General features: G+C 70.9%; 19 protein-coding genes. 15 read left to right on the forward strand and 4 right to left on the reverse strand.

The annotated features are described in order from the left end of the window. Positions 1-9 precede the first annotated feature (9 nt). A complete protein-coding gene (locus tag C4B68_RS22545) occupies positions 10-891 on the reverse strand; it encodes a septum formation family protein (protein WP_099504051.1) in 882 nt (293 codons plus the stop codon). Between the two features lie 634 nt (positions 892-1,525). Between C4B68_RS22545 and C4B68_RS22550 the strand changes: the two genes are divergently transcribed. The 11 genes from C4B68_RS22550 (at position 1,526) to C4B68_RS44110 (ending at position 14,423) form a co-directional block, all read left to right on the forward strand. Next, positions 1,526-2,650, forward strand: a complete 1,125-nt coding sequence (locus tag C4B68_RS22550; RefSeq protein ID WP_099504052.1) for a lipid II:glycine glycyltransferase FemX — start codon at positions 1,526-1,528, stop codon at positions 2,648-2,650. 191 nt (positions 2,651-2,841) lie between these two features. Next, positions 2,842-3,804, forward strand: coding sequence for an EamA family transporter (locus tag C4B68_RS22555; RefSeq protein ID WP_099504221.1), 963 nt, complete (start codon positions 2,842-2,844; stop codon positions 3,802-3,804). 302 nt (positions 3,805-4,106) lie between these two features. After that, positions 4,107-4,901, forward strand: a complete 795-nt coding sequence (locus C4B68_RS22560; RefSeq protein ID WP_099504053.1) for a TIGR03084 family metal-binding protein — start codon at positions 4,107-4,109, stop codon at positions 4,899-4,901. Beyond that, a complete protein-coding gene (locus tag C4B68_RS22565) occupies positions 4,898-6,589 on the forward strand; it encodes an acyclic terpene utilization AtuA family protein (protein ID WP_099504054.1) in 1,692 nt (563 codons plus the stop codon). The genes C4B68_RS22560 and C4B68_RS22565 overlap by 4 nt, the downstream gene beginning before the upstream one ends. Then, positions 6,586-8,184, forward strand: a complete 1,599-nt coding sequence (locus tag C4B68_RS22570; RefSeq protein ID WP_099504055.1) for an acyl-CoA carboxylase subunit beta — start codon at positions 6,586-6,588, stop codon at positions 8,182-8,184. The genes C4B68_RS22565 and C4B68_RS22570 overlap by 4 nt, the downstream gene beginning before the upstream one ends. A 10-nt stretch (positions 8,185-8,194) precedes the next feature. Further along, positions 8,195-10,048, forward strand: a complete 1,854-nt coding sequence (locus tag C4B68_RS22575) for an acetyl/propionyl/methylcrotonyl-CoA carboxylase subunit alpha (RefSeq protein ID WP_099504056.1) — start codon at positions 8,195-8,197, stop codon at positions 10,046-10,048. After that, positions 10,045-11,205: an acyl-CoA dehydrogenase family protein gene (locus C4B68_RS22580; protein ID WP_099504057.1), complete on the forward strand. Its 1,161-nt coding sequence runs from the start codon at positions 10,045-10,047 to the stop codon at positions 11,203-11,205. Before C4B68_RS22575 ends, C4B68_RS22580 begins: the two co-directional genes overlap by 4 nt. A gap of 130 nt (positions 11,206-11,335) precedes the next feature. Then, positions 11,336-12,901 carry a 4-coumarate--CoA ligase family protein gene (locus C4B68_RS22585; protein ID WP_099504058.1) on the forward strand — a complete coding sequence of 522 codons (1,566 nt, stop codon included), beginning with the start codon at positions 11,336-11,338 and terminating at the stop codon, positions 12,899-12,901. After that, positions 12,898-13,635: an enoyl-CoA hydratase family protein gene (locus C4B68_RS22590; protein ID WP_099504059.1), complete on the forward strand. Its 738-nt coding sequence runs from the start codon at positions 12,898-12,900 to the stop codon at positions 13,633-13,635. The genes C4B68_RS22585 and C4B68_RS22590 overlap by 4 nt, the downstream gene beginning before the upstream one ends. Then, on the forward strand, positions 13,623-14,240 hold the full coding sequence (locus C4B68_RS22595; protein WP_099504060.1) for a TetR/AcrR family transcriptional regulator: 618 nt from the start codon (positions 13,623-13,625) through the stop codon (positions 14,238-14,240). Before C4B68_RS22590 ends, C4B68_RS22595 begins: the two co-directional genes overlap by 13 nt. A gap of 51 nt (positions 14,241-14,291) precedes the next feature. After that, a complete protein-coding gene (locus C4B68_RS44110; RefSeq protein ID WP_257217434.1) occupies positions 14,292-14,423 on the forward strand; it encodes a hypothetical protein in 132 nt (43 codons plus the stop codon). 18 nt (positions 14,424-14,441) lie between these two features. Here C4B68_RS44110 and pdxH read toward each other — a convergent pair whose 3' ends face one another. Continuing rightward, entirely contained in the window at positions 14,442-15,080 is a 639-nt protein-coding gene (pdxH, locus tag C4B68_RS22600) for a pyridoxamine 5'-phosphate oxidase (RefSeq protein WP_099504223.1), read from the reverse strand. Positions 15,081-15,605: 525 nt separating this feature from the next. Between pdxH and C4B68_RS22605 the strand changes: the two genes are divergently transcribed. Next, on the forward strand, positions 15,606-16,706 hold the full coding sequence (locus C4B68_RS22605; protein WP_099504061.1) for a citrate synthase 2: 1,101 nt from the start codon (positions 15,606-15,608) through the stop codon (positions 16,704-16,706). A gap of 57 nt (positions 16,707-16,763) precedes the next feature. On the opposite strand, the gene C4B68_RS22610 is transcribed toward C4B68_RS22605, so the two are convergent. After that, the gene (locus C4B68_RS22610) at positions 16,764-17,825 is read right to left on the reverse strand and encodes an isopenicillin N synthase family dioxygenase (protein ID WP_099504062.1); all 1,062 of its coding nucleotides are present in this window, start codon (positions 17,823-17,825) and stop codon (positions 16,764-16,766) included. Between the two features lie 891 nt (positions 17,826-18,716). Between C4B68_RS22610 and C4B68_RS22615 the strand changes: the two genes are divergently transcribed. Then, positions 18,717-20,099 (forward strand): PAS domain-containing protein, encoded by a 1,383-nt coding sequence (locus C4B68_RS22615; protein ID WP_257217436.1) that lies wholly within the window; start codon positions 18,717-18,719, stop codon positions 20,097-20,099. 103 nt (positions 20,100-20,202) lie between these two features. On the opposite strand, the gene C4B68_RS22620 is transcribed toward C4B68_RS22615, so the two are convergent. Further along, a complete protein-coding gene (locus C4B68_RS22620) occupies positions 20,203-20,961 on the reverse strand; it encodes an SIS domain-containing protein (RefSeq protein WP_099504064.1) in 759 nt (252 codons plus the stop codon). Between the two features lie 380 nt (positions 20,962-21,341). Between C4B68_RS22620 and C4B68_RS22625 the strand changes: the two genes are divergently transcribed. Next, positions 21,342-22,034, forward strand: a complete 693-nt coding sequence (locus C4B68_RS22625) for an iron-dependent transcriptional repressor DtxR (RefSeq protein ID WP_099504066.1) — start codon at positions 21,342-21,344, stop codon at positions 22,032-22,034. A gap of 803 nt (positions 22,035-22,837) precedes the next feature. Further along, a complete protein-coding gene (locus C4B68_RS22630; protein ID WP_099504067.1) occupies positions 22,838-23,704 on the forward strand; it encodes an alpha/beta fold hydrolase in 867 nt (288 codons plus the stop codon). Positions 23,705-23,767 lie beyond the last annotated feature (63 nt).

The following is a 23,767-nucleotide window of genomic DNA, read 5'->3' on the forward strand; positions in this document are numbered from 1 at the left end:
GGAAGGGTGTCAGCCCGCCCAGACCTCGGCATCGTCGGCCGGAACGGTGGTGGCCAGGCCCAGTTCCTTGCGGGCGGCGACCGACTTGTTCGGGTCGATGCCGGTGAAGGCCGGGTCGTAGGCGATGTAGAACGCGTCGGCGTCGGTGGCGTTCGCGGCCTCCTTCCAGTGGCCGGCGGTCTTCTCCAGCTGCTCGCGGAGCTTGCCGGCCTCCGTGCCCTCGATGCCCTTCAGGCCCTCGAGGTGCGCATCGAGGGCGGCCGAGACAGCCTTGGCCTGCGCCTTGTAGCCGTCCAGGTCGTCCTCGACGTTCTCCTTGTCGGGCTGGTTCGCCCACAGAGCGTTGTAGACGGCGTTCGAACCCTTCAGGTACGCGGCCTGCTCGGACTTCAGGGACTTCGCGTCGGCCTTCAGCGAGCCGGTGAACTTGCCCGATTCCTTGGAGTAGGCGCAGCTCACGGCGCGGTCACCCGTTGCCCAGCTCTCCTTGGTCGGGGAGTAGGAGAAGATGCTGACTCCCTTGGGGAGCGCCCAGGTGTCCGGGGAGAACTTCTCCGCCTCGACGGGGCACCGCTCGTCGACGATCGCCGAGACCGCGTCGTCGCCGGGGAAGGTCTTCCCCTCGTCGAGTTTGAACTCGCCGACGACCTGACCCTGGTGCGCCTCGTCACAGGGCACGATCTCGACGGCGAACGCCTCGCCCGTCGCCTTGCCGTTCGGGTTGTAGCAGTCCCCGGTGCTGAGCGAGTACACCGACCGCTGGCGGGCCACCTTCTTCGCGCCTTCCTTGGCGCTGTCGGCGAGATCCGAGCAACCCACCGCGCCGACGGCGAGCAGGGCGACGACAGCAGATATGCCCCGCGGGGGACGGGGTCGGGTACGGGCCATCATGACGTGCACATCCTCTTATGGAAATCTAACGAATATCGCGCGCATCGTATGCGCTTCGGGTGACGGGAGTGTGTGAAGGTCCTTGCCGGTCAGGCGGTTGCTCGCAGCGCACGGGCAAGTCCCCGTCCTCCGGAGCTCCGCGCCGACGCCCGACCCGGTTCACGCAGCGGTGACGTGGCGCTACGTGCCCGGCCGGTCCTCGGGCAGTAGGTCCAGCGGCAGCAGGCCGCCGCCGCCCTGCACTCTCCCTTTGCTTGTCACGGACCGTCTGACTCTCAATGGACCGCAAGGGTTGTATGCGAGGCGTTCTACGACCTGCCGTCGTGACGACGTTGGGCTCCTCGCGCCGTTCACGGCTTTCGCGGACCTGTCAGCGCGGCAGGTCGTGCAGGGTCTCGGTGGTGCGTCCCGCCAGAGAACGAAGCAGTAGGGCACCGCGCTCTTGGGTCGGATCGGACGAAACCCCATCACGGCTCGCAGAAGCCTTTCGCGAAGGACGGCTCACAGCCGTTGTCCCGCAACAACGTATTTTCCAAGGACTGCGACGCTTTTGAGCTGACCGTGCTGACTTGGCCTCGGTCAGGAGGCGGTCTCGTACGCTGACGGGATCAGCCCATGTGAAGGAGCCCTGCACATGCCCCTCCGCCTCCAGGCCATTGCCCGCGCCGAACACCTGGCGTTCGTCAGGACGCGCCCGTCGGCGAGTCATATGCAGGTGCCGTCATGGGGCGACGTGAAGCCGGACTGGCAGGCGGAGAGCCTGGGATGGTTCGACGGGGCGGGGCGGCTGGTCGGGTCGGGGCTCGTGCTGCTGCGCCCGCTGCCCAAGGCGAAGCGGTATCTCGCGTATCTGCCCGAAGGGCCGGTCATCGACTGGCACGCCCCGGACCTGGCCGAGCGCTGGCTCGAACCGATGCTCGCGTACCTCAAGGCGCGCGGCGCGTTCTCGGTGAAGATGGGTCCACCCGTGGTCGTACGCCGATGGAGCGCGGACGCGGTCAAGGCCGCGATCGCCGATCCGGCGGCGCGGCGGCTGGGGGACGTGGAGGCGACGACGTACGAGCCGGGTGCCGTCGAGGTCGCCGAACGGCTGCGCGGCATGGGATGGCAGCGGGCGGAGCCGGGCGGCGAGGACGGTTTCGCGGCGGGGCAGCCGCGCTACGTCTTCCAGGTCCCGTTCGCGGGAAGGTCATTGGACGACATCCACCAAGGCCTCAACCAGCAGTGGCGGCGCAACATCAAGAAGGCCGAGAAGGCGGGCGTGAAGGTGGTGCGGGGCGGTTACGACGACCTGCCCGCGTTCTACGCGCTCTACGCCGAGACGGCCCGGCGCGACCGCTTCATCCCGCGCCCGCCGCCCTACTTCCAGCGCATGTGGAACGCGCTGACGGCCGAGGATCCGGAGCGTATGCGTCTGTACCTCGCCCACCACGACGGCGAGGCGCTGTCCGCGGCCACGATGCTGACCGTCGGCACCCACGTCTGGTACTCCTACGGGGCCTCCACCAGCCGCAAGCGCGAGGTCCAGCCCAACAACGCCATCCAGTGGCGCATGATGACCGACGCCCACGCACTCGGCGCCGCCGTGTACGACTTCCGCGGCATCACCGACACCCTGGAGGAGTCCAACCACCTCCTCGGTCTCCTCCGCTTCAAGGCGGGGGCGGGCGGTGAGGCCGTCGAGTACCTCGGCGAGTGGGACTTCCCCCTCAACCGGCTGCTGCACAAGGTGCTGGGCCTGTACATGTCGCGCCGCTGAGCCCGTCCGCACTCGCAGCCCTTCCGGGGGAACCGTAAGCTGCGAAAGAGGTTCACATCCCTGACGCGGTCCATTACTCTGGACTTCGCGGTGCATCTTGATGAACTGGATGAGCTCAATCCCGCAGCCCGACGAACGCGTCTCGACCCCACCTCCCTGGACGGCCCTCCGTGAACCACTCCAGCGCTGACCTGCCCGCGTCGGCCGTCGCCGCGGCCGCACCCGCCGTGGTGCCGGCCGACGGCCCGGCGACGACGCCGGCGAGCCGTTCTCAGGGATCCCGGGGGTGGGGCGCCCTCGGCCCGGTGGGCCTGGTGCTCGCGGGAGGGATCTCGGTCCAGTTCGGCGGGGCGCTCGCGGTGAGCCTGATGCCGAGGGCGGGTGCCCTCGGCATCGTGACGCTGCGGCTGGTCGTGGCCGCGATCGTGCTGATCGCGGTCTGCCGCCCGAAGCTGCGCGGGCACTCGCGCGCCGACTGGGGCACCGTCGTCGTCTTCGGCATCACGATGGGCGCGATGAACGGACTCTTCTACCAGGCGGTCGCCCGAATCCCGCTGGGCCCCGCCGTCACACTCGAAGTCCTCGGCCCGCTCGCCCTCTCCGTACTCGCCTCCCGCCGCGTCGTGAACCTCATCTGGGCCGGCCTCGCCCTCGCCGGCGTCTTCCTCCTCGGCGGTGGAGGCTTCAGCAGCCTCGACCCCGTAGGTGTCGCCTTCGCCCTGTCCGCCGGCGCCATGTGGGCGGCGTATATCGTCTTCAGCGCGCGTACGGGCCGACGCTTTCCGCAGGCCGACGGCCTCGCCCTCGCGATGGTGGTCGCGGCGGTGGTGTTCCTCCCGCTGGGCATCGTCGAGTCCGGCCCGAAGCTCCTGAACCCGACCACGTTCGCCTTGGGCGCCGCCGTGGCCGTTCTCTCTTCCGTGCTCCCCTACACCCTCGAACTCCTCGCCCTGCGCCGCCTGCCCGCCTCCACCTTCGCCATCCTGATGAGCCTGGAGCCGGCCATCGCCGCGACGGCAGGCTTCCTCGTCCTCCACCAGGCCCTGAACGCCACCGAGGCCGCCGCGATCGCCCTGGTCATCGCGGCGAGCATGGGAGCGGTGCGGACACAGGTGGGCCGGGGGAAGGCGAAGGGGCTGGAGACCGTTTCCTGACCATCGCCGCGCCGCGACGAGGTGCCCGCCACCAGAGTCGGAGCCACGCCCTGAGCCGCCCGGCCCATCTACTGCGAGGCGCCCGACCCCCTTCTCTGAGCCGGATCTCCGCCTCGCTGGTACCGCGCGCAAGCCTGATGATCACGGCCGAGATCGTTGTGCTGCTCTGGCCTCACCCGGGTGAACTCGCCTGGGCGGTCCGTCGGTTCACATCATGCAAGCATGCTTGCTTGTTTTTCTGACCGCTGTCATGCTCCGAAGCGCACCACGCCGCACACCGCCGTGCCCGAGGGGAGCGCCCTGTGTCCGATCCGACGTCCGTGATCGACGACCTGCGTGAGGAGAGCGAGGACCTCGACCGGCTGGTGCGCGAGTTGGGCGACGACGAGTGGCGGCTCGATACGCCCGCGGCCGGCTGGACCGTCGCCCACCAGATCGCCCACCTCGCCTGGACCGACCGCTGCGCGCTGCTTGCCGTGACGGACCCGGAGGCCTTCACCCGCGAGGTGGAGAAGGCGATCGCCTCGCCGGACGGGTTCGTCGACGAAGGGGCGGAGGAGGGCGCGGCCAAGCCTCCGGACGAGCTGCTCGCTGAGTGGCGGGCGGGGCGTAAGGCTCTCGAGGACGTCCTGCGTGCGGCACCCACAGGGGCGCGCTTCCCCTGGTACGGCCCACCCATGTCGGTCGCCTCCATGGCCACCGGCCGTCTTATGGAGACCTGGGCCCACGGGCAGGACGTGGCGGACACCCTCGGCGTGGTCCGCGCACCCACGGACCGGCTCCGGCATGTGGTCCGCATCGGGGTGCGGGCCAGGGACTTCGCGTTCGCGGTGCACGGGCTGACCGCGCCCGCCGAGGAGTTCCGCGTGGAAATCCTCGCCCCCTCCGGGGAGTTGTGGGCCTACGGTCCGGAAGGTGCCCCGCAGCGCGTCACCGGCCCCGCCCTCGACTTCTGCCTCCTGGTCACCCAGCGGGCCCACCGCGCCGACCTCGCCGTACGGGCCGAGGGGCCCGATGCCGACCGCTGGCTGGACATCGCCCAGGCCTTCGCCGGCCCGCCCGGCGCAGGCCGCCCGCCCAAGGGGGCGGCCGAGTGACGCTGCGCATCGGCAACGCCTCCGGCTTCTACGGCGACCGCTTCGACGCCCTGCGCGAGATGCTCACCGGCGGCCCGCTGGACGTCCTCACCGGCGACTATCTCGCCGAGCTGACGATGCTGATCCTGGGCCGCGACCGGCTGAAGAACCCCGCGGGCGGCTATGCGCGCACCTTCCTGCGCCAGCTGGAGGAATGCCTCGGCCTCGCGCACGAGCGCGGTGTCCGTGTCGTCGCGAACGCGGGCGGCCTCAACCCGGCCGGACTCGCCGACGCCGTACGGGAGTTGGCCGGCCGGCTCGGCATCCCGGTGCGCGTCGCCCATGTCGAGGGCGACGACCTCACCGAGAGGTACCCGCACAGCCTCGCCGCGCACGCCTACCTCGGCGGTGCCGGAATCGCCGTCTGCCTGCGCGAGGGCGCGGACGTCGTGGTGACGGGGCGGGTGACGGACGCGGCGCTCGTCACGGGGCCTGCCATGGCCCACTTCGGCTGGGGGCCGCGTGCGTACGACCGGCTCGCGGGCGCCGTCGTCGCCGGGCACGTCCTGGAGTGCGGCACCCAGGCCACCGGCGGCAACTACGCCTTCTTCGCCGACCACGACCCCGCACGCCTTCGCCACCCCGGCTTCCCGCTCGCCGAACTCCACGAGGACGGCACGAGCGTCATCACCAAACACGACGGCACCGGCGGCCTCGTCGACATCGGCACGGTCACCGCGCAGCTCCTCTACGAGACGCAGGGTGCCCGGTACGCGGGACCCGACGTCACCGCCCGGCTCGACACCGCCCGGCTCACCCAGGAGGGCCCGGACCGCGTCCGGATCGAGGGGGTGCGCGGCGAGGCCCCGCCCCCCGCCCTGAAGGTGGGGCGCAACCGGCTCGGCGGTTTCCGCAACGAGGTCGTGTTCGTCCTGACCGGGCTCGACATCGAGCGCAAGGCCGCCCTCGTGCGCGACCAGATGGAGGCCGCCCTCGACACCGCCAAGTCCCGCCCCGCGGACATGCGGTGGGACCTGGCCCGCACCGATCACCCCGACGCCCTCACCGAGGAGACCGCGAGCGCCCTGCTCCGGCTGGTCGTGCGGGACGCGAACCAGGAGGCGGTGGGGCGGGCGTTCAGCGGCGCCGCCATCGAGCTCGCGCTGGCCAGCTATCCCGGATTCCATGTGATGGCACCACCTGGGACGGGCGCGCCTTATGGGGTCTTCGAGGATGTGTACGTCCCCCATGGTGCCGTCCCTCATGTGGCGGTTCTCCACGACGGGCGACGGGTTCCTGTGGCGCAGGCCGACGACACCCTCGTACTCGAGGACGTTCCGCAGCCGCCGCTTCCCGAACCTCTGTCGCCGGAGGGACCGACCCGTCGTGCCCCCCTCGGGCTTGTCGCCGGCGCCCGCAGTGGGGACAAGGGTGGGAATGCCAACGTCGGGGTGTGGGTGCGGACGGATGACGCCTGGCGGTGGTTGGTTCATCAACTGACAGCTGACAGATTTCAGAATCTGATAACTGAAAGCCGTCATCTGAAAGTTGTCCGTCACACACTGCCCAACCTCCGCGCCCTCAACTTCGTCGTCGAAGGCATCCTCGGCGAGGGCGTCGCCGCCCAGCACCGCTTCGACCCCCAGGCCAAGGCCCTCGGCGAATGGCTCCGCTCCCGCCACCTGGACATTCCGGAGGCCCTGCTATGACGGTCCTTTCCTCCGCGCTCGACATCAACGGCCCGGACTACAAGGCGAACCGCGAGGCCATGCTCGCCAAGCTCGCCGAACTGCACGCCGAGCACGCCAAGGCGCTCGCGGGCGGCGGCGAGAAGTACGTCGCCCGGCACCGGAAGCGCGGCAAGCTGCTCGCCCGGGAGCGCATCGAGCTGCTGCTCGACCCGGACACGCCCTTCCTGGAGCTGTCGCCGCTCGCGGCCTGGGGGAGCGACTATGCGATCGGCGCCTCGCTCGTCACCGGGATCGGGGTCGTCGAGGGCGTGGAGTGCCTGATCACGGCGAACGACCCGACCGTGCGCGGTGGCGCCAGCAACCCCTGGAGCCTGAAGAAGGCCCTGCGGGCCAATGACATCGCGCTCGCCAACCGGCTGCCCTGCATCAGCCTCGTCGAGTCGGGCGGCGCGGATCTACCGTCCCAGAAGGAGATCTTCATCCCCGGAGGTGCCATCTTCCGGGACCTGACCCGGCTGTCCGCCGCCGGGATCCCGACCCTCGCCGTAGTCTTCGGGAACTCCACCGCCGGAGGCGCGTACATCCCCGGCATGTCCGACCACGTGATCATGGTCAAGGAGCGGGCCAAGGTCTTCCTGGGCGGGCCGCCGCTGGTGAAGATGGCCACCGGCGAGGAGAGCGACGACGAGTCCCTGGGCGGCGCCGAGATGCACGCGCGCGTGTCGGGTCTCGCGGACTACTTCGCCGTCGACGAGCAGGACGCGCTCCGCCAGGCCCGGCGCGTGGTCGCCCGCCTCAACCACTGCAAGGCATACGGCGATCCGGGCCCGGCCGCCCCTCCGAAGTACGACGAGGACGAGCTCCTGGGCATCGTCCCCGGCGACCTGAAGCACCCCTTCGACCCACGGGAGGTCATCGCCCGCATCGTCGACGCCTCCGACTTCGACGAGTTCAAGCCCCTCTACGGGACCAGCCTCACGACCGGCTGGGCGGCGCTCCACGGCTACCCCGTCGGCGTCCTCGCCAACGCCCAGGGAGTGCTCTTCAGCGCGGAGTCCCAGAAGGCGGCCCAGTTCATCCAGTTGGCCAACCAGCGCGACATCCCCCTGCTGTTCCTGCACAACACCACCGGCTACATGGTCGGCAAGGAGTACGAGCAGGGCGGCATCATCAAGCACGGCGCGATGATGATCAACGCGGTGAGCAATTCGCGGGTCCCGCACCTGTCCGTCCTGATGGGCGCCTCCTACGGAGCCGGCCACTACGGCATGTGCGGGCGCGCCTACGACCCGCGCTTCCTCTTCGCCTGGCCCAGCGCCAAGTCGGCCGTCATGGGCCCCCAGCAGCTCGCGGGCGTCCTCTCGATCGTCGCGCGGCAGTCGGCCACCGCGAAGGGGCAGCCGTACGACGAGGAGGCCGACGCGGCGCTGCGCGCCATGGTGGAGCAGCAGATCGAGTCCGAGTCCCTGCCGATGTTCCTGTCCGGGCGGCTGTACGACGACGGGGTCATCGACCCGCGCGACACCCGCACCGTCCTCGGCCTGTCCTTGTCCGCGATCCACACGGCGCCCTACGAGGGCGCGCGCGGTGGCTTCGGCGTCTTCCGGATGTGAGGGACCACCCGTGATCACTTCTGTCCTCGTCGCCAACCGCGGCGAGATCGCCTGCCGGGTCTTCCGCACCTGCGGTGAGTTGGGAATCCGAACCGTCGCCGTGCACTCCGACGCCGACGAAAACGCCCTCCACGCGCGCGTGGCCGACGCGGCGGTACGCCTGCCCGGCGCGGCGCCCGGGGAGACGTATCTGCGCGGCGACCTGATCGTGAAGGCGGCCCTGAGCGCCGGCGCGGACGCCGTGCACCCCGGGTACGGCTTCTTGTCCGAGAACGCCGACTTCGCGCGTGCCGTCCTGGACGCGGGCCTCGTCTGGATCGGGCCGCCCCCGGAGGCGATCGAGGCCATGGCGTCCAAGACGCGGGCCAAGAAGCTGATGGGGATCGAGCCTCTGCGCGAGGTCACCGAGGCCGATCTGCCCGTCCTGGTGAAGGCGGCCGCGGGCGGCGGGGGACGCGGGATGCGCGTCGTGCGCCGTATCGACGACCTGCACGCCGAGCTCGAGGGCGCGCGCGCCGAGGCGACGAGCGCCTTCGGCGACGGTGAGGTCTTCGTCGAGCCCTATGTGGAGGGCGGCCGGCACGTCGAGGTGCAGATCCTCGCCGACGCGCACGGCACGGTGTGGGCGCTCGGCACGCGCGACTGCTCCCTCCAAAGGCGCCACCAGAAGGTCATCGAGGAGGCACCGGCACCCGGCCTCTCGCCCGCGCTCACCGAAGAACTCCACGCGCTGGCCGTACGCGCCGCCCGCGCCGTCGACTACGTCGGCGTGGGCACGGTCGAGTTCCTGGTCGCCGACGGCAAGGCGCACTTCCTGGAGATGAACACCCGCCTCCAGGTCGAACACCCCGTCACGGAGGCCGTCTTCGGCATCGACCTCGTGGCCCTCCAGATCCGCGTCGCCGAAGGAGCGCGACTCGAGAACGACCCTCCACGCGCGCGTGGCCACGCGATCGAGGCCCGCCTGTACGCCGAGGACCCGGCGCGCGCGTGGGCCCCGCAGACCGGCATCCTGCACCGCCTCGCCGTCCCGGACGGCATCCGCCTCGACACCGGTTACACCGACGGCGACCCCATCGGCATCCACTACGACCCGATGCTCGCCAAAGCCGTCGCCCACGCCCCCACGCGCGCGGAGGCCCTCCGCAAACTCTCCGGCGCCCTGGAGAGGGCGACGGTCCACGGCCCGGTTACGAACAGGGACCTCCTCGTACGGTCCCTGCGGCACGAGGAGTTCACGGCGGCCCGGATGGACACGGGCTTCTACGAGCGCCACCTCGCCGCTGTGACGACATCCGCTCCGGACCCGTACGCCCCCTTGGCCGCCGCCCTCGCGGACGCCCACGGCCGCTCCCGGTTCGGCGGAGGCTGGCGCAACCTCCCCTCCCAGCCGCAGACCAAGCGCTACCTCATGGCGGGCACCGAGCACGAGGTCCACTACCGGCACACCCGCGAGGGCCTCACCGCCGAAGGGGTGCGCGTGGTGCACGCCGACGCCCGTCTCGTCGTCCTCGAAGTGGACGGCGTACGAAGGAAGTTCGAGGTCACGCGGTACGCCGACCAGGTGTACGTGAACACCACCGCTCTGACCGCCCTGCCGCGCTTTCCCGATCCGGCCGCCCAGCAGGCCCCCGGCTCGCTGCTGGCTCCCATGCCCGGCACGGTCGTCCGGGTCGCCGAGGGGCTGGCCGTAGGAGCCGCTGTGGCGGCCGGAGAGCCCCTCGTATGGCTGGAGGCGATGAAGATGGAGCACAAGATCTCCGCGCCCGTCTCCGGCACGCTCAGCGCCCTGCACGCCGCCCCCGGCCGCCAGGTCGAGGTCGGCGCCCTGCTCGCCGTCGTACAGGAGGAACAGCCCGAATGAGCGCCACCCTGGAAACCGAAGAGCACAAAGCCCTCCGCGCCGCCGTCGCCGCGCTCGGCAAGCGCTACGGCCGCGACTACCTCGTCAAGGTCGTCGCCGACGGAGGTCACCCCGACGAACTCTGGTCCGAGGCCGCCAAGCTCGGCTACCTCGGCGTGAACCTGCCGGAGGCGTACGGTGGCGGAGGCGGCGGCATAGCCGAACTCTCCATCGTGCTGGAGGAGTTGGGGGCGGCGGGCTGCCCGCTGCTGATGATGGTCGTGTCGCCCGCGATCTGCGGCACGGTCATCGCCCGCTTCGGCACGGAGGAGCAGAAGCGTGCCTGGCTGCCCGGACTCGCCGACGGCACCCGCACCATGGCCTTCGGCATCACCGAACCCGACGCGGGCTCCAACTCGCACCGCATCACGACCACGGCACGCCGCGACGGCGACGACTGGATCCTCACCGGCCGCAAGGTGTTCATCTCGGGTGTCGACATCGCCCACGCGACGCTCATCGTGGGACGTACGGAGGACGCGAGGACGGGCCGGCTCAAGCCCTGCCTGTTCATCGTCCCGCGCGACGCCGACGGCTTCGAGCGGCGGCGGATCGACATGGAACTCCAGGGAGCGGAGAAGCAGTTCGAGCTGACCCTCGACGACGTACGGCTGCCCGCCGACGTCCTCGTCGGCGACGAGGACGCGGGACTGCTGCAGCTCTTCGCCGGGCTCAACCCCGAGCGCGTCATGACGGCCGCGTTCGCGATCGGCATGGGACGGTACGCGCTCTCCAGGGCCGTCGCGTACGCGCGCGAACGCACCGTCTGGAAGGAGCCCATCGGCGCCCACCAGGCCATCGCGCACCCCCTCGCGCAGTCCCACATAGAGCTCGAACTCGCCCGCCTGATGATGCAGAAGGCGGCGCTCCTGTACGACTCCGGGGACGACGTCGCGGCCGGGGAGGCCGCCAACATGGCCAAATACGCGGCAGGCGAGGCCTGCGTGAAGGCGGTCGACCAGGCCGTGCACACCCTCGGCGGCAACGGCCTCACCCGCGAGTTCGGCCTCGCTTCACTGATTACGGCGTCGCGCGTGTCTCGTATCGCACCGGTCAGCAGGGAGATGATTCTCAACTACGTCTCCCATCAGAGCCTCGGCCTGCCCAAGTCCTACTAGGGAGCCGTGCCAGTAGCCGTACCACTAGGCGGCCGCACCAGTAGGCCGTACTAGTAGGGCGTATCGCCACGTCGCGCGTCGCACGTCGTGGACCGGCAAGTTGTGTACCGGCATCGCTCGAGGAGGAACCATGTTCCGCAGCGCGTACGCAGATGTCCCGGCCGTCGAGGAACCCATCCACGAAGCCGTCCTGGGCGGTGCCGCCGAGCGCGGCGAGACACCCGCGCTCGTCGACGGCGTCGACGGGACCACGCTCACGTACGGTCAACTGGACCGCTTCCACCGTGTGCTGGCCGCCGCGTTCGCGGACGCGGGTGTCCGCAAGGGCGACGTGCTCGCCCTGCACAGCCCGAACACCATCGCCTTCCCGACGGCGTTCTACGCCGCCACGCGCGCGGGGGCGTCGGTCACGACCGTGCACCCGCTCGCCACGCCCGAGGAAATGGCCAAGCAACTGCGCGACAGCGCGGCCCGCTGGATCGTCACCGTCTCGCCCCTCCTGGACACCGCCCGCGCGGCCGCCGAACGCGCGGGCGGGATACGGGAGATCTTCGTCTGCGACCAGGCACCCGGGCACCGCTCACTGATCGACCTGCTCGCCACCACCGCACCCGAACCGCGGGTCGACATCGATCCGGTGGCCGACGTCGCGGCCCTCCCGTACTCCTCGGGGACGACCGGCGTCCCCAAGGGCGTGATGCTCACCCACCGGTCCATCGCCACCAACCTGGCGCAGCTCGTGCCGTCGATGCCGATGGGCCCCGGCGACCGCATCCTGGCCGTCCTGCCGTTCTTCCACATCTACGGGCTGACGGCCCTGATGAACGCCCCGCTGCGGCAGGGCGCGGCCGTCGTCGTCCTGCCCAGCTTCGACCTGGAGACGTTCCTCGCGACCATCGAGAAACACCGCATCAACATCCTGTTCGTGGCACCGCCGATCGTCCTCGCCCTCGCCAAGCACCCGGCGGCCGCCCGGTACGACCTGTCGTCCCTGAAGCACATCATTTCCGCCGCGGCGCCCCTGGACGCGGATCTGGCGCAGGCCGCCTCGCAGCGGCTCGGGCTGCCGCCCATCGGCCAGGGCTATGGCATGACCGAACTGTCGCCCTGTACCCACCTGGTGCCCCTGAACACCCCGGACGCGCCCCCAGGGACGGTCGGCAAGCTCGTCGCCGGTACCGAGATGCGCATCGTCTCGCTCGACGACCCCGACCAGGACCTGGGCGTCGGTGAGGCCGGCGAGGTCGTCATCCGCGGCCCCCAGGTCATGAAGGGCTACCTGGGACGCCCCGACGCCACCGCCGAGATGATCGACAAGGACGGCTGGCTGCACACGGGAGACGTCGGCCGGGTGGACGCCGACGGCTGGCTTTTCGTCGTCGACCGCGTCAAGGAACTCATCAAGTACAAGGGCTTCCAGGTCGCCCCCGCCGAACTCGAAGCACTGCTGCTCACCCACCCCGGCATCGCCGACGCCGCCGTCATCGGCGTCTACAACGACGACAACAACGAAGTCCCGCACGCGTACGTGGTCCGCCAGCCGTCCGCGACAGACCTCTCCGAAGGAGAGGTCATGATGTACGTCGCCGAACGCGTCGCCCCCTACAAGAGGGTCCGCCACGTCACCTTCATCGAAGGCGTCCCCAGGGCGGCCTCCGGGAAGATACTCCGCCGCCACCTCCGGGAGCTGCCGTGACGGCCCTCGTCCACACCGCCCACGACCGGGCCGTCACCACCCTCACCCTCGACTCGCCCGGCAACCGCAACGCCCTGTCGGCCGCGCTCGTCGGCCGGCTCGCGGACGGGCTCACGCGGTGCGGCAAGGACAGCGACGTACGCGCGGTCGTCCTCACCCACGCCGGGAACACGTTCTGCGCAGGCGCCGACCTGCGCGACCCGCCGGACCCCGACGTCCTCGTCGGGCTGCTGCGGCAGATCGTCGAGCTGCGCAAACCGGTGCTGGCCCGGGTCACCGGGCATGTCCGGGCAGGCGGGCTCGGCCTGCTCGGGGCGTGCGACATCGCGGTGGCCGGCGCGGGCGCCAGTTTCGCCTTCACGGAGGTACGCATCGGCGTCGCGCCCGCCGTCATCTCCCTGCCCCTGCTGCCCCGCACCGACCCCCGCGCCCTCGCCCGCTACTACCTCACCGGCGAACGCTTCGACGCCGCCGAGGCGGTCCGCACCGGGCTCCTGACAGCGGCCGGCGACGACGTCGACGCCGTACTGGCACCCGTCCTCGACGGCCTGCGCCGTGCCTCCCCCCAAGGCCTCGCCGCGACGAAGGACCTGCTCACGGCTAAGGTGCTGGAAGCCTTCGACCGGGACGCGGCCGGCCTGACCGCGCTCTCGGCCGAGCTGTTCTCCTCCGCGCAGGCCCGCGAGGGAATGACGGCCTTCCTCGAACGACGGGATCCCGCATGGGTGGTGTGAGCACGACAGAGCACGCCGCGCGCCTTCCGCACGTCCCCAAGCAGGACCGCAGCCGGGCCACCCGGCAGCGGCTCCTGGAAGCCGCCGTGGCCTGCCTCGCCGAACACGGGTGGGCGGGCTCCACGGTCTCCGTCGTCGCCGAACGCGCCGGCGTCTCCCGGGGCGCCGCCCAGCACCACTTCCCGACCCGCGAAGACCTGTTCACGGCGGCCGTCGAGTACGTCGCCGAGGAACGCTCCACCGCCCTGCGCGCCCTCTTCCCCGACGGCGCCGCCGACCGCCGCGTCGTCGTCGCCGCCCTCGTCGACCTCTACACCGGCCCCCTCTTCCGCGCCGCCCTCCACCTCTGGGCCGCCGCCTCCAACGAGGACCAACTCCGCCCGAAGGTCACGGAACTGGAGGCCCGCGTCGGCCGCGAAACCCACCGCATCGCCGTCGACCTCCTCGACGCGGACGAATCCCGGCCGGGCGTACGGGAAACGGTCCAGGGCCTGCTGGACATGGCCCGCGGCCTCGGCCTCGCCAACCTGCTCACGGACGACGGGGGGCGACGCGAGCGGGTGGTGGGGCAGTGGGGCGCGCTGATGGAGGAGGCGCTGGGCTGAGGGCGTTGTCAGTGGTGGCGCGTAGCGTGGGAATCCGGTGACAGGCAGCGGGTGAACACGGGGGCAGGGCCATGGGGGACCACTTTCTTCTGGAACTGGCGGGAGTTCAAGCCCGAGTTCCGCGCCGAGATATCCGGCGTCCTCGGCGGACAGCGCACGGCGTACGTGTGGGGCAAGCTCTGAGCGAGCCGCCGGGCACCCTCAGGGGCTGAGCCGCTCCACCCGCCAGCTGCCGTCCGGCTGGGCCACGTAGCGGAGCCGGTCGTGCAGGCGGTTCTCGCGGCCCTGCCAGAACTCGACCGCCTGCGGCGCGATGCGGAAACCGCCCCAGTGCGGCGGGACCGGGACCTGCTCGCCCTCCGGGTAACGGGCACTCAACTCCGCATACGAGGCGTCCAGTTCGGCGCGCGAGGGGATGACCGAGGACTGGGCGCTGGCCCAGGCGCCCAGCTGGGAGCCGTGCGGGCGAGTGCGGAAGTACGCGGCCGTCTCGTCCCGTCCGGTGCGCCGCGCCGTGCCGGTGACGATGACCTGGCGGGCCATCGGATGCCACGGGAAGAGCAGCGAGATGTACGGGTTCTCGGCCAGCTCGCGGGCCTTGCGGGAGTCGTAGTTGGTGTAGAAGACGAAGCCCTGCTCGTCGTACTGCTTCAGCAGCACCGTGCGCGAGCTGGGCCGGCCCTCCGCGTCCGCCGTGGAGACCACCATCGCGTTCGGCTCGTGCACGAACCCGTGCATCGCGGCCTGCGCGGCCTGTTTGAACCAGCGGTCGAACTGGTCCATCGGATGCGCGGGGAGGTCCGCCTCGTCCAGACCCTCGGCCCGGTAGTGGGCGCGCATCGCCGCGGGGTCGGCGTCGAATTCTTCGGCAGCGGACTCGGCCTCGGCGGCCTCGGCCGCGCGCTGGACGATGGGCTCGGAGGCGGATTCATCTGGGAAGCGGTCGTTCACGCGGTCATCTTGCCGTATGCGCCCGCGCAGGGAACCGCCGAGTGCGCCCTCCCCCCGGATGGGCGTATGCGCCCTCGCGTCGGCTCGCCCGTCCGCCCTCTCGTCGGATCGCCGTGTGAACCCTCGCATCCAAGGGGAGTGTGCTTCATCACTGCGTGGCACTGAGTGCCACGCGCTCTCCCCAAAGGTGGCACTCAGGGATATCGTGCTGGTGCCGTTCCGGTTGGATGACCGCCAGCCGCACGGGGCATCACCGGGGTGACCGCGTCGGACCGCGAGCCGTCTGTGGACCTGGCCGCGGAACCGGACCGGACACGTTCACCCCCGTCCGGCACAGGGTCGTCACCACCCCCGCACCACAGGACCACCACCACAAACCATCCGTCTGTCGTACACATCATGAGGAGCCGCCTGATGTCCGACTTCGTACCCGGACTCGAAGGAGTCGTCGCGTTCGAGACGGAGATCGCCGAACCGGATAAGGAGGGCGGCGCACTCCGGTACCGGGGCGTCGACATCGAGGATCTGGTCGGCCACGTCTCCTTCGGAAACGTCTGGGGACTCCTCGTCGACGGCGCCTTCAACCCCGGCCTGCCGCCCGCCGAGCCGTTCCCGATCCCCGTCCACTCCGGCGACATCCGCGTCGACGTGCAGTCCGCGCTCGCCATGCTCGCCCCCGTCTGGGGCCTGCGGCCCCTCCTCGACATCGACGAGCACCAGGCCCGCGAAGACCTCGCCCGCGCCGCCGTCATGGCCCTCTCCTACGTCGCCCAGTCCGCCCGCGGCCAGGGCCTGCCCATGGTCCCGCAGAGCGAGATCGACAAGGCGCAGTCCGTCGTCGAGCGCTTCATGATCCGCTGGCGCGGCGAGCCCGACCCCAAACACGTCGCCGCCGTCGACGCCTACTGGACCTCCGCCGCCGAGCACGGCATGAACGCCTCCACCTTCACGGCCCGCGTCATCGCATCCACGGGCGCCGATGTCGCCGCCGCCCTCTCCGGAGCCGTAGGAGCCATGTCCGGCCCCCTGCACGGCGGCGCACCCTCCCGCGTCCTCGGCATGATCGAGGACATCGAACGCACCGGAGACGCCGAGGCCTACGTCAAGCAGGCCCTCGACAAGGGCGAACGCCTCATGGGCTTCGGCCACCGCGTCTACCGCGCCGAGGACCCCCGCGCGCGCGTGCTGCGCCGCACCGCCCGCGAACTGGGCGCCCCCCGCTTCGAGATCGCCGAAGCCCTGGAGAAGGCCGCACTCGCCGAACTCCACGCCCGCCGCCCCGACCGCGTCCTGGCGACGAACGTCGAGTTCTGGGCCGCCATCGTCCTCGACTTCGCCGAGGTCCCGGCCCACATGTTCACGTCGATGTTCACCTGCGCCCGTACGGCCGGATGGTCGGCGCACATCCTGGAACAGAAGCGCACGGGCCGCCTCGTACGCCCCTCCGCACGCTACGTGGGCCCCGGTACTCGCAGCCCCCAGGAGATCGCGGGATACGCGGACATCGCGCACTAAGGACGTCCGGGCGTGCGGGGTCCGTGTCCGGGTCCTGCCCCAGCCGTACACCGGTCATCACGCGGGCGTCAGCAGCTCCGCGTGATGACGGGCGGCGACCAGCGGATGGGCGCGCAGCTTGCCCTTCAGCTCGTTGAACCCGTACTCGGCGAAGAGCGGGTTCGCCGGATCGTCGCTGATACCCGGCGCGGCGGATGCGTGCGGGAAGGGCAGCGGCTCGACCCGCGCGTCGAGCCGCGGGTTGTAGAAGAACGGCACGGAGAACCGCTCGGTGGCCCCGGCCGGACTCACCACCCGGTGATTCGTCGCGACCAGATACCCATTGGTGGCCACCTCCAGCAGCTCACCCAGATTGACGACGAACGCCCCCGGCAGCGGCGGCACATCGTGGAACAGCCCGTCCTCCCGCTGCACCTGAAGCCCGCCCACCTGATCCTGCAGCAACAGCGTCAGGAACCCGTAGTCCTTGTGCGCGCCGACGCCCTGATCGGCGCCGTCACCCGCGCTCCCCGGGTACCGCACCAGCTTCAGCTGCGGATGAGCCCGCTCGCCGAAAATCGGGTCGTAGAAGTCGGCGGGCGCCCCGATGGCGGCGAGCAGCTCGTGCAGCAGCCGCGCCGCGACCTCGCTCAGCCGGTCGATCCACGCCAGCGCGGCCGTCCGCAGCTCGGGCAGCACGTCGGGCCACTGGTTCGGCCCCTCCAGCCACCAGTACGCGGGCTCACCCGGCCCGGGTGTGCGAGTAGCCCGCTCCGCCCCGATGTCCAGCTGATCCCGCCAGTCCCGACTGCCGCCGGTGCGCTCGTCCCCCGTACGCGTATACCCCCGGAAATGGGGCGAGTTGACGTTGTCGATGGCGAGCCGGTCGGTTTCCGGGAGCGCGAAGAACCGATGCATGGCCTGCAGTAGAGCACCGGTCTCGGCCTCGCTCACCCCATGCCCGACGAGCTGGAAGAAGCCCACGTCATGGGCGGCACTGTGCAACTGCGCGTGCAACCGGGCACGGGCCTGGGGACCGCGGTCGACCGCGGAAAGATCAATGACCGGAAGTTGCTGGTACGGAGACTGGGACGGAGATGGAGACTGCGCCTGAGCGTGAGAAGACGTGTTCGTCGACATGAGATGAGTCCGCGGGGTCTACGGGTGCCCGGGCGCCTGCCAGGGGCGGGGCGGGCCACGGGTGCCAAGTGGAATGAAGGCGGGAGAACATGCGCGAGGGCATGTGAAGGGGCTGGGTCAGGCAGAGCGCCGACAGCCCATGCTTGTGACGCGCACGAAGTCCACGTGCAGGCGTCGAACAAGCATCGGAAGCATGGTCCAAGCGTACTGCGGGCCCACGGATCCGCCTGTGCCCCACCTCACACACCCACAGAAACGCAGACGACCCGCGAGCTCGGGTCCCTCCGCCTCAGGCGGAGGAGCCGGCCGGACGTACCGGCGAGCTCGCGGGTCGGGTGACTGCTGGAGATTGGGCCGGCTGCACGCTGCTGTCACGCGCTGGTCCGGCACCGCACTGGATGTGGTGACGGGCCGCTAGCCCGCAGCCACCTCTCCTGTCCGGTTTTCATACATTCGCCGAACCACCTCCCTTCCGGATTGGCCACACTCTAGGAAGCTGAGGCATCCCGTTCAACCGGTTTTTCGAGACGGCGATCAGCCCACTCAAGTCGTCATCTCATTTGGGTGACTCAATAGGCTGTGGCTCGTGGCGGAATGTGGTTTGAAGCCTCCCCCCTCAGTCTCGGGCCACACCCCTCTCCACCGCCCTGCCTTCGTCTCGTAGCCCGGCGCGGATCGCCGAGTCCTCCGCTTCCCGGGAGAGGTCCGCGCCGGGGGCGGCCAGCGAGCGTGAGGGGGTTGGTTGGGGCGGGCGGGGCGGGATTGTGGCGTACAACGATTTCGTCCAATCTTTGGGGAAGGTGGTGTGGGCTGGGTCACGTTCGAGTTGAATGATGGCGAGTGAGTGAACTGTCGCGCCGTACGAGCGGACGCAGCCTGCAGGGGGTCCAGGTGAGTGCTTCCCGGCGTAGTGGGACCACCGATGAGCTGGGGCCGGACGAGCCCGAGCGGGATGGTTCCGATCTGCTTGCCGCGCTGTTGGACGGGATGGACGCGGCATTGTGTGCGCTCGATGCCGATGGGGTCGTCACCCATTGGAATCGCGAGGCCGAGCGCATTCTGGGGTGGACCGCGGCCGAGGCGGTGGGTCGGCGCGGGTTTGCCGGGTGGGCCGTGCGGACCGCGGACGCCGAGGAGGTCGAGGGGCGGCTGATGTCCGCCATGCAGGCTCCCGGGCGGCAGGTGAACGAGTTCGCCCTGCTGACCAAGGACGGCGGGCGGGTGCTCGTGCGGACGCAGTCCGCCGCCGTGCTCGGGCCCGACGGGAAGCCCGCCGGGGTGTACTGCGCCTTCAGCGAGGTGCACGCGCAGATCGATCTCGAGCGGTCCATCGCGCTGAGCGAGGCGTTGTTCGAGGACGCCAGCTGGGGTGTGGTGCTGGTGGACGCGGATTTGCGGCCCGCTGTCGTCAACGCTCACGCGGCGCGGGCGCTGGGGACCGGGCGTACGTCGGTTCTCGGGCGGCCCCTGGGGGAGCTGCTCTCCCAGGGTGTGGAGGAGCTGGAGAGCGCGCTGACCCATGTGCTGGCCGAGGGCGCGCCGCCCGCTCCCGCCGAGATGTGGGTGAGTGTGCGCACGCCGGAGGGCGAGAAGCGGCGGTGCTGGCGGAGCGGCTTCCTGCGGCTCGCCTCGCCGCTCGCGGAGGAACCCGTTCCGCTGGGTGTCGGGTGGCTCTTCCAGGACGTGACCGAGGCCAAGCACACCGAGCAGGAGGCCGCCCTGCTGCGGTTCCGGGCCAATCAGCTGCACCGCGCGGCGCGCGCCGCGGCCGAGTGCGAGGACCCGGGGGAGGCCGCCACCGTCCACCTCGACTTCGCGCTCGCCGGTTTCGCCGACTACGCGCTGATCGACCGCGTGGCCGAGGGCTCGGCCCAGGACGGCGAGGGTCCGGTTCGGCTCGTACGGGCCGCCGCCACGCCCGCCGGGGCGCCGGGGCCGAGCGTGCTGACCGGGAAGGCGGGGCTGCCCGTGCGGTACGGGGAGGGGCATCCCGCGTTGCAGTGCGTGGAGCGCGCCGGGTCCGTACGTTCCAGCGCGGGCGCCGTCGCTCCCGAGCAGGCGCGGGAGTGGGCCGTGGCCCGCCAGTGGCCGCCCGAATCCGTGCACGCGCTGTGCGCGGTGCTGCGCAGCCGGGGGCGGACGCTGGGCGTCGTGACGTTTCTGCGGGGGGCGGGGCGCAACCAGTTCGAGCGGGCGGACGCGACGTACGCGGAGGATGTGGCCGTACGGATCGCCATGGCCCTGGATCTGGAGGAACTGGTGGGGCGGTCCTAGTTCCGTCCAGTTCCTGGTTCCGTCCAGTTCCTGGGGCCCCTGCCGCCGTCTGCGGCGCCCGGCCGTCCGTGGCCCCCGAAGCGCCCGTTCGGCCGTACGCCCGTCACTGGTGCCGGTAAAAGATCCGGTCCCCGTACTCCGTCATCACGCGCCTGTTCCACTCGTGGCCGCCGTCGACGTTGCCCGAACGGAGCAGCGGTGGCTCGATGCCGCGGTCGGCGAGGGCGCCGGCGGCCGTGGCCATGACGGCCTGGAGGAGGGCCGTCGTGACGACGGTGGAGGCGGGGGCGAAGGGGGCCGCGATCGCGTCGGCGGTGAGTTCCGCGTCGCCGACCGGGATCCTCGAGTCGAGGACGATGTCGCAGTGGTCCTTCAGGTACGTCCCCGAGGCGTGCCGGGACGTCGTCTCGGAGGCGTACGCGACCGAGGTGACGCCGATGACCTTCACGCCCAGCGCGCGGGCTTTCATGGCCATCTCGACGGGGAGCGCGTTGCGGCCGGACAGCGAGATGATCACGAGTACGTCGCCGGAGCGGACCGGACTGGATTCCAGGACGGCGCTCGCGAGGCCGTCGACGCGTTCCAGGGCGGAGCCGAGCGTCGCGGGCATGACGTCGACGCCCACGACCCCGGGGACGACGAGCAGGTTCATCAGGGCGAGGCCGCCCGCGCGGTAGACGATGTCCTGCGCGGCGAGCGAGGAGTGTCCGGCGCCGAAGGCGAAGAGCCGTCCGCCGTCGGCGACGGTGTCGGCGATCAGCGTTCCGGCCGCCTCGATGTCCCCGGCGTCCTCGTCCCGGACCTGCTGCAGCAGGCCGATCGCGGCGCCGAAGAACTGCCCGGCCAGCTTGCTGTCGCTCATCGGCGAAGCCCCCTTGGACGTCTCGTGGCCAGAGGCGGGTGAGCGGTCGAACCGGCGGCCCGGCGCAGCCGTACTCCCGTCGTGTCGCGGATCACGTTGCGGTCTGGACCAGTGCTGTGTCAATACGGCCCCCGCTGCGGTTCGCGGGGGGCGACACTGGGCAAGGGGCGCCGGGTCGCATCCGTCCCGGCCGCGCCCCCGTGGGCCCGTACGGCCGCGGAGTCACGCGGTGGCACGCGGTGGCACGCGGTGGCAGTCGTCACCGCGTGGTCGCGACGGCGAGGCACGGTTGTCAGTGGTATGCGTCAGAATTGAGTTCAGGGCCAGCGCACGCGCCGGTGAGCCATCGAGTCTCCGGCAGAGCTAATCGAGGGGCACGAATGTCCGGACTGATCGACACCACGGAGATGTATCTCCGCACCATCCTCGAGCTGGAGGAGGAAGGCGTGGTCCCCATGCGCGCCCGGATCGCGGAGCGGCTCGACCAGAGCGGGCCGACGGTCAGCCAGACGGTGGCGCGGATGGAGCGCGACGGCCTGGTGGCGGTCGCCAGCGACCGGCACCTGGAGTTCACCGAGGAGGGACGGCGGCTGGCCACGCGCGTCATGCGCAAGCATCGCCTCGCGGAGTGCCTGCTCGTCGACGTGATCGGCCTGGAGTGGGAGCAGGTGCACGCCGAGGCGTGTCGCTGGGAGCACGTGATGAGCGAGGCCGTCGAGCGGCGTGTGCTCGAGCTGCTGCGCCACCCGACCGAGTCGCCGTACGGGAACCCGATCCCGGGTCTGGAGGAGCTCGGCGAGAAGGACGGTGCCGACCCGTTCCTGGACGAGGGCATGGTGTCGCTGGCCGAGCTCGACCCGGGTTCGGACGGCAAGACCGTGGTCGTTCGGCGTATCGGCGAGCCGATTCAGACGGACGCGCAGCTGATGTACACGCTGCGGCGGGCGGGCGTGCAGCCCGGCTCCGTGGTGAGCGTGACCGAGTCGGCGGGCGGGGTCCTGGTGGGCAGCGGCGGCGAGGCCGCGGAGCTGGAGGCGGACGTCGCCTCCCATGTGTTCGTGGCCAAGCGCTGACTTCACCCCCCGGCTGTCTTTCTGGCGAAGCGCCGGCGTCACCCCGCGGCTGGCACCGTGGCCAAGCGCCGGTGTCACCCCGGCGCACTGCTGACTTCCCGGCACCCGCGAGGGGCAGCCCCCGGGCGCCGGCCGAGGGGACCGGCATCGAACCGACCCCCCACGTCGGACCCGGGGTGCTCGCCGCACCCCCGTGCCGGGTGTGACAACACCCGTGACACCAGAGGCAGTTGTGATCCTTCCGCGACCCTACTGAAACCAAGATTCAGTGTGCGGAATCGCAGCGCTCGGACCGTTTGCGTGCGAGGCTATCGCGTGAGGCATATGACCTGAGGGCTCTTGACCGTGTCCGAGAGCAAGTCTGGAAGCTTGTCCGAGAGCAAGTCCGGAAGCGATGGGGCGCGGTCGGAGAGGGGGCGGGAGGATGTGCCGCAGACATGGAGAGGGCCCCGGCACCAGATGGCGCCGGGGCCTGTCCTCCCCTGTGCTGACCCGGAGCCCCGAGCTCTCAGGGTCATTCCCCTCGGACCGGTTTCCCCGAGCGGTCCGCCTCCCGCTGAAGATCTCCCCTCGGCGACGGCGGTCAATCCTGGAGCATGGTCACTCGAATGAGGGGTGTTGCAGCCAGGAAGGCCATTTTCGAAACCTCATTCGATAACGTGGTGGCGCAGCAGGGGTACATCTAGAGAGCAGCACAACCAGCAGGAGCAGCGGTACGACGGCGGTAGGAAGCGGTACGAGTGGACCGGCCGGTTCGAGCGGGAGTGTGCCGGTCCGAGCGAGCTAGGGGGGTGCCAATACCGATGGTGCGGCGCATCGACGTGACGGGAGCGGGCGGCGTACGCCTCGCTGCCTGGGAGTTCGCCGAGTCTCCCAAGATCGACCCTCCGAGGGCCTCGGAAGAGCCTGGCGTGCTGTTACTGCATGGCCTCATGGGCCGCGCCTCGCACTGGGCGTCCAGCGCCCGCTGGCTCTCCGAGCGGCACCGCGCCGTCGCCCTCGACCAGCGCGGCCACGGCCAGAGCGACAAGGCGCCGGAGGCGGAGTACACCCGCGAGGCATACGTCGACGACGCCGAGGCCGCCCTCGAGCAGCTCGGCCTCGCCCCGGCCGTCGTCATCGGCCACGCCATGGGCGCACTGACCGCCTGGCAGCTCGCCGCCAAGCGCCCGGACCTCGTCCGCGGCCTGATCATCTGCGACATGCGGGCATCGGCCCTGGGCGCCGCGTCGCAGCGTGAGTGGGAGGCCTGGTTCAAGGCCTGGCCCGTCCCCTTCGCCACGCTCGCCGACGTACGCAAGTGGTTCGGTGAGGACGACCCCTGGGTGGAGCGCCCGAACCCGTCCCGCGGCGAGTTCTACGCCGAGGTGATGCACGAGTCCCCGGACGGCTGGCGCCCGGTCTTCGAACCCGAGCAGATGCTCAAGTCCCGCCAGACCTGGGTGTACGACGCCCACTGGGAGGAACTCGCGCAGGTCCAGTGCCCCGCGCTGGTCGTACGGGGCCTGGACGGCGAGCTCGGCCGGGCCGAGTCCCAGGAGATGGTCCGCGTCCTGCCGCGCGGCCAGTACGCGGAGGTGGCCGACTCCGGCCACCTCGTGCACTACGACCAGCCGGAGGCCTGGCGCGCGGCGATCGAACCGTTTCTGGACGGGGTCCTGACGAGCTGAGCGTTGCCCGGAGCCGGGGGTGCCCCTGGCTTGGTTGCGCAGCCCGGCGCCGACGGGGTGCCG

The organism is Streptomyces dengpaensis (assembly GCF_002946835.1).
GTDB classification, from domain to species: Bacteria; Actinomycetota; Actinomycetes; order Streptomycetales; family Streptomycetaceae; genus Streptomyces; species Streptomyces dengpaensis.

Excerpts from the sequence above, each read along its gene's own strand:
- C4B68_RS22545 (WP_099504051.1), bottom strand. The coding sequence starts at position 891 with ATGATGGCCCGTACCCGACCCCGTCCCCCGCGGGGCATATCTGCTGTC.
- C4B68_RS22550 (WP_099504052.1), top strand. The coding sequence starts at position 1,526 with ATGCCCCTCCGCCTCCAGGCCATTGCCCGCGCCGAACACCTGGCGTTC.
- C4B68_RS22570 (WP_099504055.1), top strand. The coding sequence starts at position 6,586 with ATGACGGTCCTTTCCTCCGCGCTCGACATCAACGGCCCGGACTACAAG.
- C4B68_RS22580 (WP_099504057.1), top strand. The coding sequence starts at position 10,045 with ATGAGCGCCACCCTGGAAACCGAAGAGCACAAAGCCCTCCGCGCCGCC.
- C4B68_RS22585 (WP_099504058.1), top strand. The coding sequence starts at position 11,336 with ATGTTCCGCAGCGCGTACGCAGATGTCCCGGCCGTCGAGGAACCCATC.
- C4B68_RS22595 (WP_099504060.1), top strand. The coding sequence starts at position 13,623 with ATGGGTGGTGTGAGCACGACAGAGCACGCCGCGCGCCTTCCGCACGTC.
- pdxH (WP_099504223.1), bottom strand. The coding sequence starts at position 15,080 with ATGCGCGCCCACTACCGGGCCGAGGGTCTGGACGAGGCGGACCTCCCC.
- C4B68_RS22605 (WP_099504061.1), top strand. The coding sequence starts at position 15,606 with ATGTCCGACTTCGTACCCGGACTCGAAGGAGTCGTCGCGTTCGAGACG.
- C4B68_RS22610 (WP_099504062.1), bottom strand. The coding sequence starts at position 17,825 with ATGTCGACGAACACGTCTTCTCACGCTCAGGCGCAGTCTCCATCTCCG.
- C4B68_RS22620 (WP_099504064.1), bottom strand. The coding sequence starts at position 20,961 with ATGAGCGACAGCAAGCTGGCCGGGCAGTTCTTCGGCGCCGCGATCGGC.
- C4B68_RS22625 (WP_099504066.1), top strand. The coding sequence starts at position 21,342 with ATGTCCGGACTGATCGACACCACGGAGATGTATCTCCGCACCATCCTC.
- C4B68_RS22630 (WP_099504067.1), top strand. The coding sequence starts at position 22,838 with ATGGTGCGGCGCATCGACGTGACGGGAGCGGGCGGCGTACGCCTCGCT.